Below are 15,353 nucleotides of genomic sequence, written 5' to 3'. Positions count from 1 at the left end.
TCGCGATCGCCCTTGCAGGGACCACCCGAGCGCGCCGACAATCCCCGCGACGCCGCCTGCCCACGACTTCCTCGCGGGCCCGCCGTCCCCAATCCAATCGATGAGCTCCCTAGTCCCCGCCCACCAGCACCCCCTGCTGTACGCGATCTTCGCGCGTGTCTGGCTCCACGAGCTCTCGCGCGCCGCCAAGGCGAGGGTGACGCTCGCCAGCGTGCCCGACGCGGCGCTCGACCGGCTCGCCGCGCTCGGCGTCGACTACGTGTACCTGATGGGCGTCTGGACGCTCGGCCAGGAGGGCCCGCGCTTCGCGCTCACGAACCCGGACCTGCGCGCCGAGTACGACCGCGTGCTGCCGGACTGGACCGAGGCCGATGTCGTCGGCTCCCCGTTCGCTGTCGCGCGGTACGAGGTGAGCCCCGCGTTCGGCGGCGACGCCGCGCTCGCGGATCTGCGCCGGCGGCTCGCCTCGCGCGGCATCGGGCTCCTCCTCGACTTCGTCCCGAACCACGTCGCGCGCGATCACCACTGGGTGAAGGAGAAGCCGGAGTGCTTCATCGCCGGCGACGACGGCGCCCCGCTCAGCGGGCGCGACCCCTACATCCCGCCGTGGCCCGACACCGCCCAGCTCGACTACCGCCTCGCGTCGACGCGCGCCCTCTCCATCGAGGCGCTCCGCAGCGTCGCGTCGCGCTGCGACGGCGTCCGCTGCGACATGGCGATGCTGGTGCTCGACGACGTCTTCCGGCGCACGTGGTCGAAGCGGCCGCCGGCAGAGCGGAAGGCCGAGGCCACCGGCGAGTTCTGGGCCGAGGCCATCGACGCCGTCCGCCGCGACCACCCGAGCTTCGTCTTCATCGCCGAGGCGTTCTGGGACCTCGAGTGGCGCCTGCAGATGCTCGGGTTCGACTACACGTTCGACAAGAGCCTTTACGATCGGCTGAGCCACGCCTCCGCGTCCTCGGTCCGCGGCCACCTCGCGGCGACGCCCGACTACCAGCGGCGGAGCGTCCGGTTCATCGAGCACCACGACGAGCCGCGCATCGCGGCCGTGCTCCCGCCTGACCGGCGCCGGGCCGCGGAGTTCATCGCGGCGACGGTGCCCGGCATGCGGTTCATCCACCACGGCCAGCTCGAGGGCCGGACGGTGCGCGCCTCGCTGCACCTCGCGCGCGCCCCCGAGGAGCCGGTCGATCAGGCCTGCCTCGCCTTCCATGAGCGGCTGCTCTCGGCCGTGCGCCGCCCCATCCTGCGCACCGGCAGCTTCGCCACGCTCACCCCTCGGGGCCCTGGCGCCGACGCGTTCGTCGCCTACCGGTGGGAGCCGCTCCCGGCCTGCGGCGCGCCCCGGAGCGCGGCGCCGCTCGTGGCCGTGGTCAACTTCGCCCCGTCGCGCGGCGGGTGCCGCATCCCGCTCGACATCGCCGGCATCGCCGGCCGCAAGGTCCTGCTGGTCGATCTCATGACCGGCAACGAGCACCCGCGCGACGGCGACGAGCTGGTCGATCTGTCGCGCGGCCTCGGCGTCGAGCTCCCCGCCTACGGCATCCATCTGTTCGAGATCCGGCGCTGAGGCGCGCGGCGCGCCCGGTCCGGCCGCGCCCCGGAGGTCGTCATGTCTGATCCCAGGGCGGCCGCGCCCTTCCGCCTCGTCACCATCCCGTTCAGCCACTACTGCGAGAAGGCGCGGTGGGCGCTCGACCGCGCCGGCGTGCCGTACCGCGAGGACGCGTATCTCCCGCTCGCCCACGCGCTCCCGGCGCTCCGCGCCGGCGGGCACCGCTCCGTGCCGGTGCTCGTCTCGCGGGCGGGCGCGATCACCGACTCGACCGACATCGCCCGCTACGCCGACGCGTTCGTCCCGTCGGAGCACGCGCTCTTCCCCGGCGCGCCCGACGCGCTCCGCGCCGAGGTCGAGGCGCTCGAGGAGCGCTTCGATCGCGACCTCGGCCCCGCGGCCCGCCGCGTCGTGTACTTCCACCTCCTGCCCGACGAGGACGCCGCGTTCGTCGTGATGGGCCGGTCCATCCACGCGCGCGCGGCCGCCGGCGCGACGCTGCCCTGGTGGTTCGGGCGCGGCGCCTTCCGCGCCTACTTCCCTGTCGCGCGCGCGGTCATCCGGCGCGCGCTGCGCATCGACGCCGCCGGCGCCGAGCGCTCGCTGGGCAAGCTCCGCGCGGTGTTCGACACGGTGAACGAGCGCCTGCGCGACGGCCGCCCGTTCCTCGTCGGCGACCGGTTCACGGCCGCCGATCTCACCTTCGCCGCGCTCGCCGCCCCGGTGCTCACGCCCGAGCACCACCCGACGCCGTTCCCGCCGCCCGGCGAGCTGCCGGCCGGCCTCCGCGCGCTCGCCGAGGCGCTCCGCGACGAGCCCGCGGGCGCGTTCGTCCTCCGCCTGTACCGCGACCATCGACAGCAGCAGGCCGGCCTCCGCGCCGCCGCGTGACGCCCGCCGCCGCGGCCTGCGCCGACGCGCGCGCTCACGCCGACGCGCCGGCGCGCGCGTTCACGCCGACGCGCCGGCACGCGCCTTCACCGGCGCGCGCTCACCCGCGCGCCGGCACGCTCGCGAGCAGGTCCCGCACCGCCGGCCCCGCCTTGAGCGGATCGCGGCGCGCGCCGAAGTACCGCGCGTGCTCCCGGACCGCCGCGATCGCCGCCTCGGGGGCGAGGCCGTGCCGCGCGCGCAGCCACGCCGCCAGCACGACGCCCGCGCGGCCGTCGCCGGACGCGCAGTGCACCACGACGGGCGCGGCGACGGCCTCCGCGCGCCGGAGCGCGGCGAGCGCGCGCTCCAGCGACTCGGGCGAGGGGACCGCGCCCCCCTCGAGCGGCACGTGCGTCACGCGGAGGAACTCACGCTGGTAGCGGCCGAGGAGCGGGATCCGGTGCAGCGCCAGCTCCCCCTCGTCGAGCAGGCAGAGCACCTCGCGGATCCCCTGCCGCGCCATGAAGCCGAGCCACGCCTCCACGGGCGCGTCGCTCGGATCGGGGTTCGCCGCGGAGATCGGCGGCGGGACGATGGACGAGCGGATCCCGGACGCCGACCACATCGCCATCCCGAAGCCGGGGCGCTCCGCGCCGTGCACGACGCGGTCGAGCGCCGACGCGGGCGCGAAGTTGAACGGCGCCGGCGTCGCCTGGTCGTGATCGCTCCGGTAGAAGATCTCGAACTCCTCGACCGAGGCCTCGAGCTCCGGATCGTCGATCGAGCCGGGCCGCGCGCGCCGCACCTCGGCGACCGCGTTGGCCGCCGAGCTGCCCAGCGACACCAGGCGGCACGCGAGCACCACGCCGGTGCGCCCCACGCCGCCCTCTCCGTGCACGGCGATCGGCCGCGGCGCCCGGTCGAGGAACGCCACGGCGCGCAGCAGGTCCCGGCTCGGGATGCGCGTGAAGTCGGCGAGGGGGCAGTGCAGGTGGACGAGCGAGCCCAGCGCCTCGGGCGGCGGCGCCCGCCGCGACAGCGACACCACGCTGCGGAAGCCGAGCTCCGCGAGCTCCTCGAGCGCCCGCGCCGCGTGGGGGTACGCCATGCCGGCGAGCTCGCCGGGGATCAGGTAGGAGAAATTCTCGAGCTCACTCATGGCCGCCGCCCGGCGCGCACAGGGTCGCGGCGCGCGCCTCGCGGCCGGGCATCGGCCCGCGCCGGACCTGGACGCCGCGGCGCGACGCATCGAGGCGCTCCGCGTCGCCGCCGGGCGACGCGAGCGAGAGCAGCTCCGGGCCCTCGGGCCGCGATCCTCGCCGTGTGCGCTGGCAAGCGAGGCGGCGGCCGGGGCGGCGGAGGCGGCGAGGCGGAGGCTCGCTGGAGGTCGTGGCCCTGGGCGCGAGAGCATTCCTCATGGTGGGTCGGCATTCTAACGGCACTTCACGGCCGCTTGGCAGCCGTGACCGCGGGCGGTTCGTCCTGGTCGCGGGGGAGGCGCCGCGGGGTCGAGCCGCGTCGATCGCACGTCGCTCCCGGTTCCCTCGGCACGGTCCGGCGTGTATGAAGGGCCCGTGGTCCGTTATGCCCTCGCCCGGACGGCCGTCCTGCGCCCCGTGATGCTGGTCGCGCTCGGGCTCGGCTCGGCCTGCAGCGGCGCCGGGTCACCTGCCGCGCCGCCGCCGGCCCCCGGCCAGGAGGCGCCCGCGGCGCTGGCCCCGCCCGCGGCGGCGCCGCCCCAGGCGGCCCCCCGGCAGGCCGCGCCCCCCACCGTGGCCGAGGCGCAGGCCTTCCTGGCCGGCGTCGACAGCGACCTGCGCGCGCTCCGGCTCCAGGGCGGGCGCGCGGCGTGGGTCAACCAGACCTTCCTCACGGACGACACCGACGCGCTCGCCGCCTCCGCCGAGGAGGCGAGCATGGCGTACCTCAACCGCACGATGAAGGCGGCGACGCGCTTCGACGGGCTCGCGCTGCCCGCGGATCTCGCGCGCCAGCGGACGCTCCTCAAGGTCTCGACGAGCCTGCCGGCCCCGAGCGACCCGGCGGAGCGCGCGGAGCTCGCCGCGCTCTCGGTCGAGATGACGAGCCTGTACGGCAAGGGCAAGTACTGCCCCAAGGGCAAGCTGGGACAGGCGGCGGGCGGCGCCGCATCGGTCGGCGGGCGCGGCGCTGCGGCCGCGGGCGGGGCGGCGCCGAAATGCCTCGCGCTCAACGATCTCTCCGAGGTCCTCAGGACCAGCCGTACGTGGGACGAGCTGCTCGAGGCGTGGGCCGGCTGGCACGCGATCGCGCCGCCGCTCCGGCCGAAGTTCGAGCGCTACGTCGCCCTCGGCAACAAGGGGGCCGCGGAGATCGGCTTCCCGGACGTCGGCGCGCTCTGGCGAGCCGGATACGACATGTCCCCCGAGGCGTTCGAGGCCGAGACCGACCGGCTCTGGGGCAAGCTGAAGCCGCTCTACGACGAGCTGCACTGCCACGTGCGCGCCAGGCTGCGCGCGATCCACGGCAAGGACAGGATCGGCGACAAGGCCCCGATCCCGGCCCACGTGCTCGGCAACATGTGGGCGCAGGAATGGTCGAACGTCTACGCGCTCATGGAGCCGTACAAGGGCCAGCCGTCGCTCGACGTGACGCGGAAGATCAAGGCGAAGAAGCTCGACGAGAAGCAGATGGTCTCCCTCGGCGAGCGGTTCTTCACCTCGCTCGGGTTCGACCCGCTGCCGGCGACGTTCTGGGAGCGGTCGCTGCTCAAGAAGCCGGCCGATCACGAGGTCGTCTGCCACGCGAGCGCCTGGGACGTCGGCGATCGGGACGATCTCCGCATCAAGATGTGCGTCGAGCCGACCGAGGAGGATCTCATCACGATCCACCACGAGCTCGGGCACATCTACTATTATCATCAGTATTACAAGCTCCCGATCCTGTTCCAGTCCGGCGCCAACGATGGCTTCCACGAGGGGATCGGGGACACGCTGGCCCTCTCCGTGACGCCGGCCTACCTGAAGACGCTGGGGCTCGTCGACCGGGTGCCCGAGGACGAGAAGGGGCTCATCAATTTCCTCTTCAAGAAGGCGCTCGACAAGGTCGCGTTCCTCCCGTTCGGGAAGCTCATCGACCAGTGGCGGTGGGACGTCTTCGCGGGCAAGACGAGGCCGGCCGACTACAACCAGGCGTGGTGGGCGCTGCGGCTGAAGTACCAGGGCGTCGCGCCGCCGGTGCCCCGCAGCGAGGCCGACTTCGATCCGGGGGCGAAGTTCCACGTCCCGGCGAACGTCCCGTACACGCGCTACTTCCTGGCGAGCATCTATCAATTCCAGTTCCACCGCGCGCTGTGCAAGGCGGCCGGGCACACGGGGCCGCTCCACACGTGCTCGATCTACGGCAGCAAGGCCGCGGGGGAGAAGCTGCGCGCCATGCTGTCGCTCGGCGCGAGCCGCCCCTGGCAGGAGGCGATGCAGGCGATGACCGGCGAGAGCGAGGCCGATCCGGGCGCGATGCTCGAGTACTTCGAGCCGCTCCGGAGATGGCTCAAGGAGCAGAACAAGAATGAAGTCTGTGGGTGGTAGTCGGGCGTAGGTGAGCTGTGCGCGTCTTCGTCGCTGTCGATCCGGGAGCCGAGCTCCTCGCCAAGGCTGGAGATCTCCTTCGGGAGCTCTCGCCCCGGGCTCCGTCCGCCAAGTGGGTGGAGCCTGCGGGGCTGCATATCACGCTCGCCTTCATGGGCGAGATCGGAGAGGAGCGCCTGCCCCTCGTCATCGCGGCGGCCGGGAGCGTCGCCGCCTTCCACAGGCCGCTCACGCTGCGCGTCGAGAAGGGCGGCGCGTTCGGCGCGCGGCGCCGGCCGCGCGTGCTCTGGCTCGGCGTGGGCGGCGAGGTCCGCGCCCTCACCGCGATCCACCGTGACCTGGAGCAGACGCTCTCGATGTCGACGGGCTACGTGCCGGAGGACCGGCCGTTCGAGCCGCACCTCACGCTCGCCCGCTCGCGCGACCCGCGCGGCGATCCGGCGCTCGAGGCGTGCGCCCAGGCGATCGGCGACGTCGACTTCGGCGAGACGCGGGTCGACGAGATCATCGTCTACCACAGCGAGCTCACCCCGAAGGGCGCGCGCTACACGGCGCTCGCGCGGGTGCCGCTCGAGGGGATCGGCGCCCCGGAGCCGGGGCGCTGAGCGCCGCCCCCTGAAGGGGCCGGGGCTCTCCCGGGCGGCTCAGCGTCGGCGCGGCTCGGGCGGAGGGATGAGCCCGAGCCGCACCGCCTCCTTGTAGGCGAACGATCGGCTCACCCCGAGCAGCCGGCCGGCCATCGCGGCGTTGCCGCCGGCCGCCCGGAAGGCGCGCGCGAACGCCTCGCGCCGCGCCCGCTCCAGCGCCTCGACCAGCGGCTCCACGGGCGCCTCCGTCGGCGCGCCCGCGAGCCACAGCCGCTCTTCGGGGAGCTCGATCCGCGGCGCGCCGCGCTCGTCGGCGCCGCCGTCGTCGCCGGCGTCGACGTCCTCGCGGCGGAGGACGAGCGCCCTGCCGGCGGCGCCGGTGCCCTCGGCCATGGTCCGGCGCAGCACGGCGCGCTCCACGGCGTTCTTGAGCTCGCGGACGTTGCCCGGCCAGGCGGCCTGGGTGAGCGCGCGCAGGGCCGGCTCGGTGAAGTCCACCCGCGCGGCGCCGAGCTCGGCCGCGATCTCCGCGGCGAAGCGCTCGCAGAGCGCCGGGATGTCCTCGCGCCGCTCGCGCAGGGGGGGCACGCAGATCGGGTAGACCCAGAGCCGGTGGAACAGATCGGCGCGGAAGCGCCCCTCGGCGACCTCCCGCCGCAGATCGCGGTTCGTGGCCGCGACGACCCGCACCTCGACGCGGCGCGCCCGGTCCTCGCCCACGGGCTGGATCTCCCCCTCCTGCAGCGCGCGCAGGAGCTGCGCCTGGGCTGCCAGCGGGAGCTCGCCGATCTCATCGAGGAAGATCGTCCCGCCCTGGGCCGCCTCGAACCTGCCGGCGCGCGCCGCCGTCGCGCCGGTGAACGCGCCCTTCCGGTGGCCGAAGAGCTCCGACTCGACGAGCTGCGCGGGGATCGCCGCGCAGTTGACGATCACGAGCGGCCGGCTCGCCCGGGGCGACCGCTCGTGCAGCGCGCGGGCGACGAGCTCCTTGCCCACGCCCGTCTCGCCCGTGACGAGCACCGGCACCGACAGCGGGGCGAGCACCGCGATCTCGCGCTCGATCCGCCGCATCGCGGCCGAGCGGCCGGGCAGCGCGCCGCCGCCGGGCGCGGGGTCGGCCGCGCGGCGCGCCTCCGCGGCGAGGGCCAGCCCGGCGCCGCCGTCGAGCCGCAGCGCGCCGGCGCAGAGCCCGGCGAACACGCGCGCGTCGTCGTCGCCGAGGCCGCGGAGGCCGTGGGGATCGCACGCGTCCAGCGTGAGCAGCCCGGCGAGGCGGCCCTGCACGCGGAGCGGGACGGCCATGCAGGCGTGGATCGGGTGGATCTCGCCGGTGTTGCCGAGCAGCCAGCCGCTGTACGGGTCGGGCTCGCTCGGATCGAGGAACCGGATCGGCCCGGCCGCCAGGGTCGCCCGGCGGAGCCGCGGGTGCTCCGCGGGCGTGAAGCTGAGCCCCAGGGCGGCCGGCGACAGCCCGATCTGCGCGGCGACGCCGACCGACCCGTCGTCCGCGGCCGTGAGCACCGACAGCGCGTCCGCCGCCGTCGCCCGCGCGAGCGCGCGCAGGATCCGCTGCAGCGCCTCGTCCCGGGCGGGCGCTTCGGACAGGCTGAGCACGGCGTCGAGCAGGGTCACGAGGATTCCTCGGGGAGACGGGGGCGGCGGCGGTTTCCTGCCGGAAACCACGGCGGGAGACAGCGTGACCACGGCAGGAAACACCGCGGGGCCGGGCGGGGCAAGCGCGCAGGCGGGGCGGCGCGCGGTCGGAGCGCGCGAGCGACGACCGCGCGCGGCAGCAAGCCGGGTTTCCCCGGGGAGACCGCCGCGGCCGCCGGGCGCGCCGATCCCGCGGGATCGGCGCGGTTCACCGGCGAGGCGCCTCTGGCATGGCCCGTGCGAAGCCTGCGAGCGACGAGCGATCGGACGGTGGAGCTCGTGAATCCCACGTCACCTGACGTGAGCTGATCGCGACGGACGATGCGCGGATTGACGATGCGCGAATTGACGATGCGCGAATTGACGATGGAAGACGGCCTGCGCGCGGCGCAGCGACCGCTGGGAGGTATGTCATGGGTCTGAACGTTGGCTTGCTGCGGGAGAGCTTCGAGCTCGTGCTCGAGAGGGAGCCCAACCTCACGCACCGTTTCTACGGGATCCTGTTCTCGCGCTACCCGCAGGTGAGGCCGCTCTTCGGGCGCAACAGCCGGGATCATCAGGAGAAGATGCTCGCGGAGGCGCTCGTCGCCGTCATCGACCGGCTGGAGGACGCGTCCTGGCTCGAGGAGAAGCTGATGGCGATGGGGGCCAAGCACATCGATTACGGCGTCACGGACGAGATGTACCCCTGGGTCGCCGATTCGCTGATCACCGCGATGTCCGAGGTCGCCGGCCCCGCCTGGTCCCCGGCGCACCAGCAGGCCTGGTCGGACGCGCTCGGCGCGATCGCCTCGCTCATGCAGCGCGGGGCGAGGGAGCACGGCGCCGCCCGTCCCGACGCGGGCCAGGCCGCCGGCGGCGTCACTCCCCCATCGCCTTGACGACGACGCGCTTGCGCCGCTTGCCGTCGAACTCCGCGTAGAAGATCTGCTGCCACGGCCCGAGATCGAGCTTGCCCGCGGTGATCGGCACGATCACCTGGTGGTGCACGAGGATCGACTTGAGGTGGGCGTCGCCGTTGTCCTCGCCGGTCCTGTGGTGGTTGTAGTCGGGCCCCTCGGGCGCGAGCTCCTGGAGCCACGTCCAGATGTCCTCCCAGAGGCCCGGTTCGTGGTCGTTCACGAACACACCGGCGGTGATGTGCATGGCGCTCACGAGGACCATGCCCTCCTGGATGCCGCTCGCGGCGACGACGGCCGCGACGCGGTCGGTGACGTTGATGAGCTCGCGCTTGGCCTTCGTCTCGAAGTAGAAATAGTCGGTCTTCGACTTCATGGTTCCTCCCGCGCGCGCGTCGCGGGGCGCGACGGGGCGCGCCCTCGGTGACCGCGCGACCGCGCGACCGCGCCCCGGCCGCCTGCCCCCCGCGGCGCGCGCCGGCTCCGGGGCTCCATAGCCCACCTGCCGGCCCGGCGCGAACCGCGTGCGAGCCCGGCGGCGTGAGGCTACGATCGAGCGCCGTGAAGGCCGCGCGGCGCCGGTTGATCCTGGACATCGTGGCGACCGACGTGACGTTCGAGCGCACCGAGATCCGCGGCCAGGCGGCGTGGGTGGGCAAGTGCATCCATTGCCTGTCGCACGTCGTCGTCGGCCTCGACGGCGAGCCGATCCAGCGCGCGACGATAGAGCACATCGTCCCGCGCACCCACGGCGGCACGGACGCGCTCGACAACCTGGCGCTCGCGTGCGGCCGGTGCAACGCGCTGAAGGGCATGCGGCTCGACGTGCGGCGCCGCGACGACCCGAAGCTCGTCGCGGTGATCGAGCGGCTCAGGGAGCGCAAGGCGAGCCGCCGCCGCGTGACCGGCGCGTAGCGCCGCCGCGGTCAGGGGTACAGGCGCTCGACGCGCCAGCCGCCGCCGTCGCGCAGGTAGACCAGCCGGTCGTGCAGCCGGCTCTCCTGGCCCCGCCAGAGCTCGATGCGCTCCGGCACGACCCGGTAGCCGCCCCAGAACGCCGGCCGGGGCACCGGCTGCCCCTCGAAGCGGCCCTCGATCTCGCGCACCCGCTCGATGAGCCGCTCGCGCGAGGGCAGCGGCGCGCTCTGCCGCGAGGCCCACGCGCCGATCTGGCTGCCGCGGGGGCGGGTCGCGAAGTAGGCGTCCGACTCCGCGTCGCTGATCCGCTCGACGCGGCCTTCCACCCGGATCTGCTCCGCCGCCCTCGACCAGTGGATGCACAGCGCGGCGAACGGGTTCGCCTCGAGATCCATCGCCTTGCGGCTCCCGTGGTTGGTGAAGAACACGAACCCGCGATCGTCGATGCCCTTCAGCAGCACCATCCGCGCCGAGGGGCGCCCCGACGCGTCCGCCGTGGCCAGCGTCATGGCCGTCGCGTCGGTCGGTTCGGAGGTTTGCCGCTGCTCGAGGAGCTCGCGCGCGAGGACGAGGGGATCGGTCGGCTCGGTGGTCATGGTGAAATTGCGGCATGCATATACAGGCGCGGGGCGCCCCTGGCGAACCCGAACGGCTCGCCGCGGCGCTGCGGGCCGCGCCCTTGTCGCGGCGTCGCCGCGCCGCCGTCCGGGGAGCCCGCGCGAGGTGCTCCGCGGAGCGGCGGGCGCACATCGGCTTTCCTTTCCGGGAAAGCTCGCGTTGTGGCCCACTCCCTGGTTTGATACTAGCGAGGAGCCAGAGCGAGGGCGTGCATGGTCGCACCGGTGAGCGTGGGGGACGTCCTCGCGGAGAAATACGAGGTCGAGCGCGTCCTCGGGGAGGGCGGGATGGGCGTGGTCGTCGCCGCCCGCCACCTCCTGCTCGGCGAGCGGGTGGCCATCAAGTTCCTGCTGCCGAAGGCGCGCGAGCGGGCGGATCTCGTCGCGCGCTTCCTGCGGGAGGGGCAGGCCGCGGCGCGCATCCGGAGCGAGCACGTGACGCGCGTGTTCGACGTGGGCACGCTCGCGCGGGGCGAGCCGTACCTCGTGATGGAGTACCTCGAGGGCACCGACCTGAAGGCCCTCCTGCGCGACCGGGGGCCGCTGCCGGTCGAGCTCGCCTGCGACTACCTGCTGCAGGCGTGCGAGGCGCTCGCGGAGGCGCACGCGCTGGGCATCATCCATCGCGACCTGAAGCCGGGCAACCTGTTCCTGAGCCAGCGGGCCGACGGCAGCCCGCTCATCAAGGTCATCGACTTCGGCATCTCCAAGATGGCCCTCGGGGCCGAGACCACGGCGCCGAAGGAGCACGACATGACCGAGAGCGCGGCGATGCTGGGCTCGCCGCTCTACATGGCGCCCGAGCAGATGGTCTCCTCGAAGAACGTCGACGCGCGCGCCGACGTCTGGTCGATGGGCGCGATCCTCTACCAGCTCCTCACGGGGGCCATCCCCTTCCGGGGCGACTCCGTGATGGAGATCTACGACCGCATCCTGGAGGGGCCGCCGCAGATCGTCGCCGTGCGCGCCGACGTGCCCGCTCGGCTCGACTGGGCGGTCCAGCGCTGCTTGCAGAAGAGCCCTGCCGATCGTTTCGGCAGCATCGCCGAGCTCGCCGCCGAGCTCGCCCCGTTCGCGCCCCCGCACGCGCAGCACCTGGCCGAGCGCGCCGCGCGCGTGCTGCGGATCCGCCGCGACTCGGCGGTGGACGGGGCCGCCGACGGCGGCCGCGCGCTCGCGTCGCCGCGGCGCCCGCTCTCCACGGCGCCGGGGCCCCTGGTCGCGACGCCGCACGCCGGCGGCAGCTCGGGCGGGCGGGGCGCGCCGGCCGAGGCCGCGTGGGGCGCGCCCACGGCGGTCCTGTCCGACGGCGCGGCCACGGATCGCTCCTGGGGCGGCACGCGCGCCTCGTCGGGCAAGGGCCGCTCCGGCGCGCGCGCCCTCGGGATCGCGGCGGGCGTCGCCGCGGCGGTCCTCGGCGCCGCGGGGCTCGCGTGGTTCGCGTTCCGCTCCCCTGCGTCGGACGTCGCGCCCTCCGCCTCCGGGGCTCCCTCGTCCGCGCCCGAGGCGCCGCCGCCAGGCGAGGCGCCGCCTGCGACCGGTCTCATGGCCGGCAAGGTCCCCGAACTCCTCGACGGGGGCCCCGCGCCGCCGGCGGGCTCGAGCGCGACGGCGCAGCCGGCGGCGAGCGTGACGGTCCAGCCGGCGGCGAGCGCGGCGGTCCAGCCGGCGGCGAGCGGATCTGCGGCGCCGCAGCCCGCCGCGTCCGTCAGGGGGACGCGGCCGCCGGGGGGGCGTCCGCCGAAGCCCCGGCCCACGCCGACCCGCCCGCAGGACGAGCTCTTCTCCGATCCGCGATGACATCACGTGAGCCCAAGCGAGGTCCCGTCTTGCTCTGCCATCGTCGTCTGTCGAGCACCTGTCCGGAGGCCGGGCGCCGCGCGTCAGCCTCCAGCGCGCCCCTGACCGGCGGCGCGCCCCGCCGCGCGGCGGCCTCCAGCGCGCCCCCGGCCGGCGGCGCGCCGCGCCGAGCGCTCGCGCTCCTGTCGACGCTCGCCGCGCTGACCGCGCTCGCGCCCGCCGCGCGCGCCGCGGAGCCCACCCGGGAGGAGCGCGCCGCCGCGGTCGCGCTGTTCGACGAGGGGCGCGCGCTGATGGCCGCCGGCAAGTACGCCGAGGCGTGCCCGAAGTTCGCGGAGAGCCACGGCATCGACCCCGGCATCGGCACCCTCTTCAACCTCTCGGACTGCCACGAGCGCATCGGCAGGACGGCGACGGCGTGGATCGGCTTCCGCGACGTCGCGGCCGCCTCGCTGTCGGCCGGGCAGATGGAGCGCGAGCGGGTGGCGCGCGCCCGGGCCGCCGCGCTCGAGCCGCGGCTCTCGCGCCTGCAGATCGTGGTTCCCCCGGAGTCGGCGGTCGCCGGCCTGGAGCTCACGCGGGACGGCGTCCCCGTCGGGCGCGCGCTCTGGGGGACGGCGGTGCCGCTCGACCCCGGCGAGCACCGGGTCGCCGCCGCGGCGCCCGGGCACAGCCCCTGGGAGACGACGATCGCGGTCGAGAAGCCGGGCGTCGTGAGCGTCACCGTGCCGGCGCTCGCGCGCGCGCCGGCGTCGAGCGCCGCCCCGGGGACGGACGTCGCGCCGAAGGCGATCGCCGCGCCGCCGCCGGCCGACCCGCCGAAGGCTGACGCGCCCTCGCCGCAGGGCGGGAGCATCCGCAAGCCGATCGGCATCGTGGGGGTGGGGCTCGGCGTGGTCGGCCTCGGCGTGGGCACGGCGCTCGGCTTCATGGCCAAGTCGACCTTCGACAAGGCCACCGAGGGCGGCCACTGCAACGAGGCGGGCGAGTGCGTCGACCAGACGGGCCTCGACCTGCGCGACGACGCGGTCATGAAGGGCAACATCGGGACGGCGGCGTTCATCGCCGGGGCGGTCCTCGCCGCGGGCGGGGCGATCCTCTGGATCACCGCCCCCTCGGCGCCGCCCGCCGGGACGGCGTCCGCGCGCGGGCTGACGGGCGGCGCGCCCTGGAGCGCGCGCGTCGGCGTCGGCCCGGGGAGCGTGTGGATCGAGGGCAAGCTCTGAGCGGAGCGCGTCATGAGGGGCAGCTACAGCTTCGTCGCGGTGATCGCGCTCGCGGGTTGCAACGCGATCTTCGGCATCGAGCCGGGTGAGCCGATCGGCGCCGGCTCGGGCGCTGCGGGCGCCGGCGGAGAGGGCGGCGCCGGAGAGGGCGGCGGCGGCGCGGGCAGCGTCGGAGAGGGCGGCGGCGGCGCGGGCAGCGCCGGAGAGGGCGGCGGCGCGGGCGGCCCTTCCACGTGTGGCACGGGCGGCGGCGGGCCCTTCACGGGCGCGCTCCGCTGGGCGGCGCAGTCCGCGGCGTCCTCGAACGCGATGGCGACCGCCGTCGCGTGGGGCGGGAACAACGACGTCATCGCCGCCGGCGTGTACAGCGAGGGCCACCTCCAGATCGGCCGCGATGTCCTCGAATACCCGCACGGAACGGGCTTCGACATGTTCCTGACGAGCCTCGACGAGGCGAGCGGCCGGCCGCGCTGGGCCGTCGGCTTCTCGGGCGAGAACACGCAGGAGCCCTCTGCGGTGAAGGTGGCGGCCGGGTCCGGCGACATCGTGTTGACCGGCTGGTACGACGGCGCCTTCTCTTTCAACGCCGGGGAGCAGCTCGTCGCGCAGGACCAGGACGCCTTCGTCGCGCGGCTCACCCGGGAGGGCGCGCTCCGCTGGAGCCGCCGCATCGGCGGCGCTGGCCAGCACATGGGCCTCAACGTCGCCGTCGACGGTGACGAGGCGGTCGTGGTGGCGCTGTACATCGACGGACCGGTCGCGTTCGCGGGCGAGACCTTCGGCAACGTGGACGAGCGCGGCGTCTTCCTCGGCAAGCTGGATGCGCAGGGCAACGAGCTGTGGGGCCGCTACGAGCCGATCTGGTTCGATCCCGGGATCCCGCTCGGCCTCGACGTCGACGCCGCGGGGAACATCGCGCTGACGGGCCCCACGGACCGCCATGCGTTCCGGAGCACCGACGAGCACCGCGGGGCGTTCGACGTCTTCGTGGTCAAGCTCGACCCGAGCGGCAAGCCGATCTGGAGCCGGATCTTCGGCGGGACCGCGGCCGTCCACACGGAGAACGGCATGCAGCGCGGGACCGCGGTCGCCATCGACTGCTCGGGCGCTGTCTACGTGACTGGCACGTTCCAGAAGGATCTCGTGCTCGGCTCGCTCCCGGTCCTGACCAACGTGGCTCCGGCCGCGGAGGAAGACGACATGTTCGTCGCCCGGCTGAGCGCCGATCGGGGAGAGCCGGAGTGGGCGAGGGCGCTCGGGGACACCGGCGTTCAGCTCAGCGCCTCGATCGGCGCGGATCGCGGGTCCAACGTGGTGATCGGCGGCACCCTGGTCGATGACGCCGCGTCGACCGGGATCGATTTCGGCGGCGGCATGAAGCACGGCACGTCGCTGCCCGACGGCACGGCGTACCAGCCGGACTTCTTCGCTGCCAAGTACGCGCCGGACGGCGAGTATCTCTGGAGCACGCGGGTCGGCGACGAGTTCATCCAGGAGGGGACGGTCGCGGTGGATCCCTCGGGCGCGGTCGCCGCGGCGGGCAACTTCTTCTTCAGCATGCGATTCGGCGATACCCCCGACGGCGTTCTCTCCTCCGAGCGGCGCGACCTGTTCGTCACGGTGCTCGAGCCCTAGCCGTCCCCGTGCGCCCGGACGAGC

General features: G+C 74.8%; 14 protein-coding genes. 9 read left to right on the top strand and 5 right to left on the bottom strand.

What is annotated here, in order from left to right; translation table 11 throughout:
• Window positions 1-100: 100 nt before the first annotated feature.
• Window positions 101-1,570: an alpha-amylase family glycosyl hydrolase gene (locus tag WME76_RS23785; protein WP_437954572.1), complete on the top strand. Its 1,470-nt coding sequence runs from the start codon at window positions 101-103 to the stop codon at window positions 1,568-1,570.
• Between the two features lie 42 nt (window positions 1,571-1,612).
• Window positions 1,613-2,446 (top strand): glutathione S-transferase family protein, encoded by an 834-nt coding sequence (locus tag WME76_RS23780; protein WP_437954571.1) that lies wholly within the window; start codon window positions 1,613-1,615, stop codon window positions 2,444-2,446.
• 100 nt (window positions 2,447-2,546) lie between these two features.
• Here WME76_RS23780 and WME76_RS23775 read toward each other — a convergent pair whose 3' ends face one another.
• Window positions 2,547-3,587 carry a phosphatase domain-containing protein gene (locus WME76_RS23775; RefSeq protein ID WP_437954570.1) on the bottom strand — a complete coding sequence of 347 codons (1,041 nt, stop codon included), beginning with the start codon at window positions 3,585-3,587 and terminating at the stop codon, window positions 2,547-2,549.
• Window positions 3,580-3,846: a hypothetical protein gene (locus WME76_RS23770; protein ID WP_437954569.1), complete on the bottom strand. Its 267-nt coding sequence runs from the start codon at window positions 3,844-3,846 to the stop codon at window positions 3,580-3,582. The genes WME76_RS23775 and WME76_RS23770 overlap by 8 nt, the downstream gene beginning before the upstream one ends.
• 201 nt (window positions 3,847-4,047) lie before the next feature.
• Between WME76_RS23770 and WME76_RS23765 the strand changes: the two genes are divergently transcribed.
• Together WME76_RS23765 and thpR are read left to right on the top strand one after the other, a co-directional pair.
• Window positions 4,048-5,994 carry a M2 family metallopeptidase gene (locus tag WME76_RS23765; RefSeq protein ID WP_437962150.1) on the top strand — a complete coding sequence of 649 codons (1,947 nt, stop codon included), beginning with the start codon at window positions 4,048-4,050 and terminating at the stop codon, window positions 5,992-5,994.
• Window positions 5,995-6,011: 17 nt separating this feature from the next.
• Window positions 6,012-6,599, top strand: a complete 588-nt coding sequence (thpR, locus tag WME76_RS23760; RefSeq protein WP_437954568.1) for an RNA 2',3'-cyclic phosphodiesterase — start codon at window positions 6,012-6,014, stop codon at window positions 6,597-6,599.
• 39 nt (window positions 6,600-6,638) lie between these two features.
• Here the strand turns inward: thpR and norR are convergent, their stop codons facing one another.
• Entirely contained in the window at window positions 6,639-8,213 is a 1,575-nt protein-coding gene (gene norR / locus WME76_RS23755) for a nitric oxide reductase transcriptional regulator NorR (RefSeq protein WP_437954567.1), read from the bottom strand.
• A 434-nt stretch (window positions 8,214-8,647) separates the two neighbouring features.
• On the opposite strand from norR, the gene WME76_RS23750 reads away from it, so the two are divergent.
• Window positions 8,648-9,115, top strand: coding sequence for a globin domain-containing protein (locus tag WME76_RS23750; protein ID WP_437954566.1), 468 nt, complete (start codon window positions 8,648-8,650; stop codon window positions 9,113-9,115).
• On the opposite strand, the gene WME76_RS23745 is transcribed toward WME76_RS23750, so the two are convergent.
• Complete coding sequence (locus WME76_RS23745) at window positions 9,096-9,509, bottom strand: secondary thiamine-phosphate synthase enzyme YjbQ (RefSeq protein WP_061605341.1); 414 nt, start codon at window positions 9,507-9,509, stop codon at window positions 9,096-9,098. The genes WME76_RS23750 and WME76_RS23745 overlap by 20 nt on opposite strands.
• 185 nt (window positions 9,510-9,694) lie before the next feature.
• Here WME76_RS23745 and WME76_RS23740 point away from each other — a divergent pair, with 185 nt between their 5' ends.
• Complete coding sequence (locus WME76_RS23740) at window positions 9,695-10,048, top strand: HNH endonuclease (RefSeq protein WP_437954565.1); 354 nt, start codon at window positions 9,695-9,697, stop codon at window positions 10,046-10,048.
• Between the two features lie 11 nt (window positions 10,049-10,059).
• On the opposite strand, the gene pdxH is transcribed toward WME76_RS23740, so the two are convergent.
• Window positions 10,060-10,647 (bottom strand): pyridoxamine 5'-phosphate oxidase, encoded by a 588-nt coding sequence (gene pdxH, locus WME76_RS23735; protein WP_437954564.1) that lies wholly within the window; start codon window positions 10,645-10,647, stop codon window positions 10,060-10,062.
• Between the two features lie 234 nt (window positions 10,648-10,881).
• On the opposite strand from pdxH, the gene WME76_RS23730 reads away from it, so the two are divergent.
• The 3 genes from WME76_RS23730 to WME76_RS23720 are packed head-to-tail and all read left to right on the top strand — an operon-like array spanning window position 10,882 to window position 15,329.
• Window positions 10,882-12,468 carry a serine/threonine-protein kinase gene (locus WME76_RS23730; RefSeq protein ID WP_437954563.1) on the top strand — a complete coding sequence of 529 codons (1,587 nt, stop codon included), beginning with the start codon at window positions 10,882-10,884 and terminating at the stop codon, window positions 12,466-12,468.
• Window positions 12,469-12,497: 29 nt separating this feature from the next.
• Window positions 12,498-13,694, top strand: a complete 1,197-nt coding sequence (locus WME76_RS23725; protein WP_437954562.1) for a hypothetical protein — start codon at window positions 12,498-12,500, stop codon at window positions 13,692-13,694.
• Between the two features lie 12 nt (window positions 13,695-13,706).
• Window positions 13,707-15,329, top strand: a complete 1,623-nt coding sequence (locus WME76_RS23720) for a hypothetical protein (protein ID WP_437954561.1) — start codon at window positions 13,707-13,709, stop codon at window positions 15,327-15,329.
• The last annotated feature ends 24 nt before the right edge of the window (window positions 15,330-15,353 follow it).

This window comes from Sorangium sp. So ce119 (genome assembly GCF_051524405.1).
GTDB classification, from domain to species: domain Bacteria; phylum Myxococcota_A; class Polyangia; order Polyangiales; family Polyangiaceae; genus Sorangium; species Sorangium cellulosum_G.
Note: the sequence above shows the minus strand (reverse complement) of the source record. Positions and strands in the feature narration are given on the sequence as shown.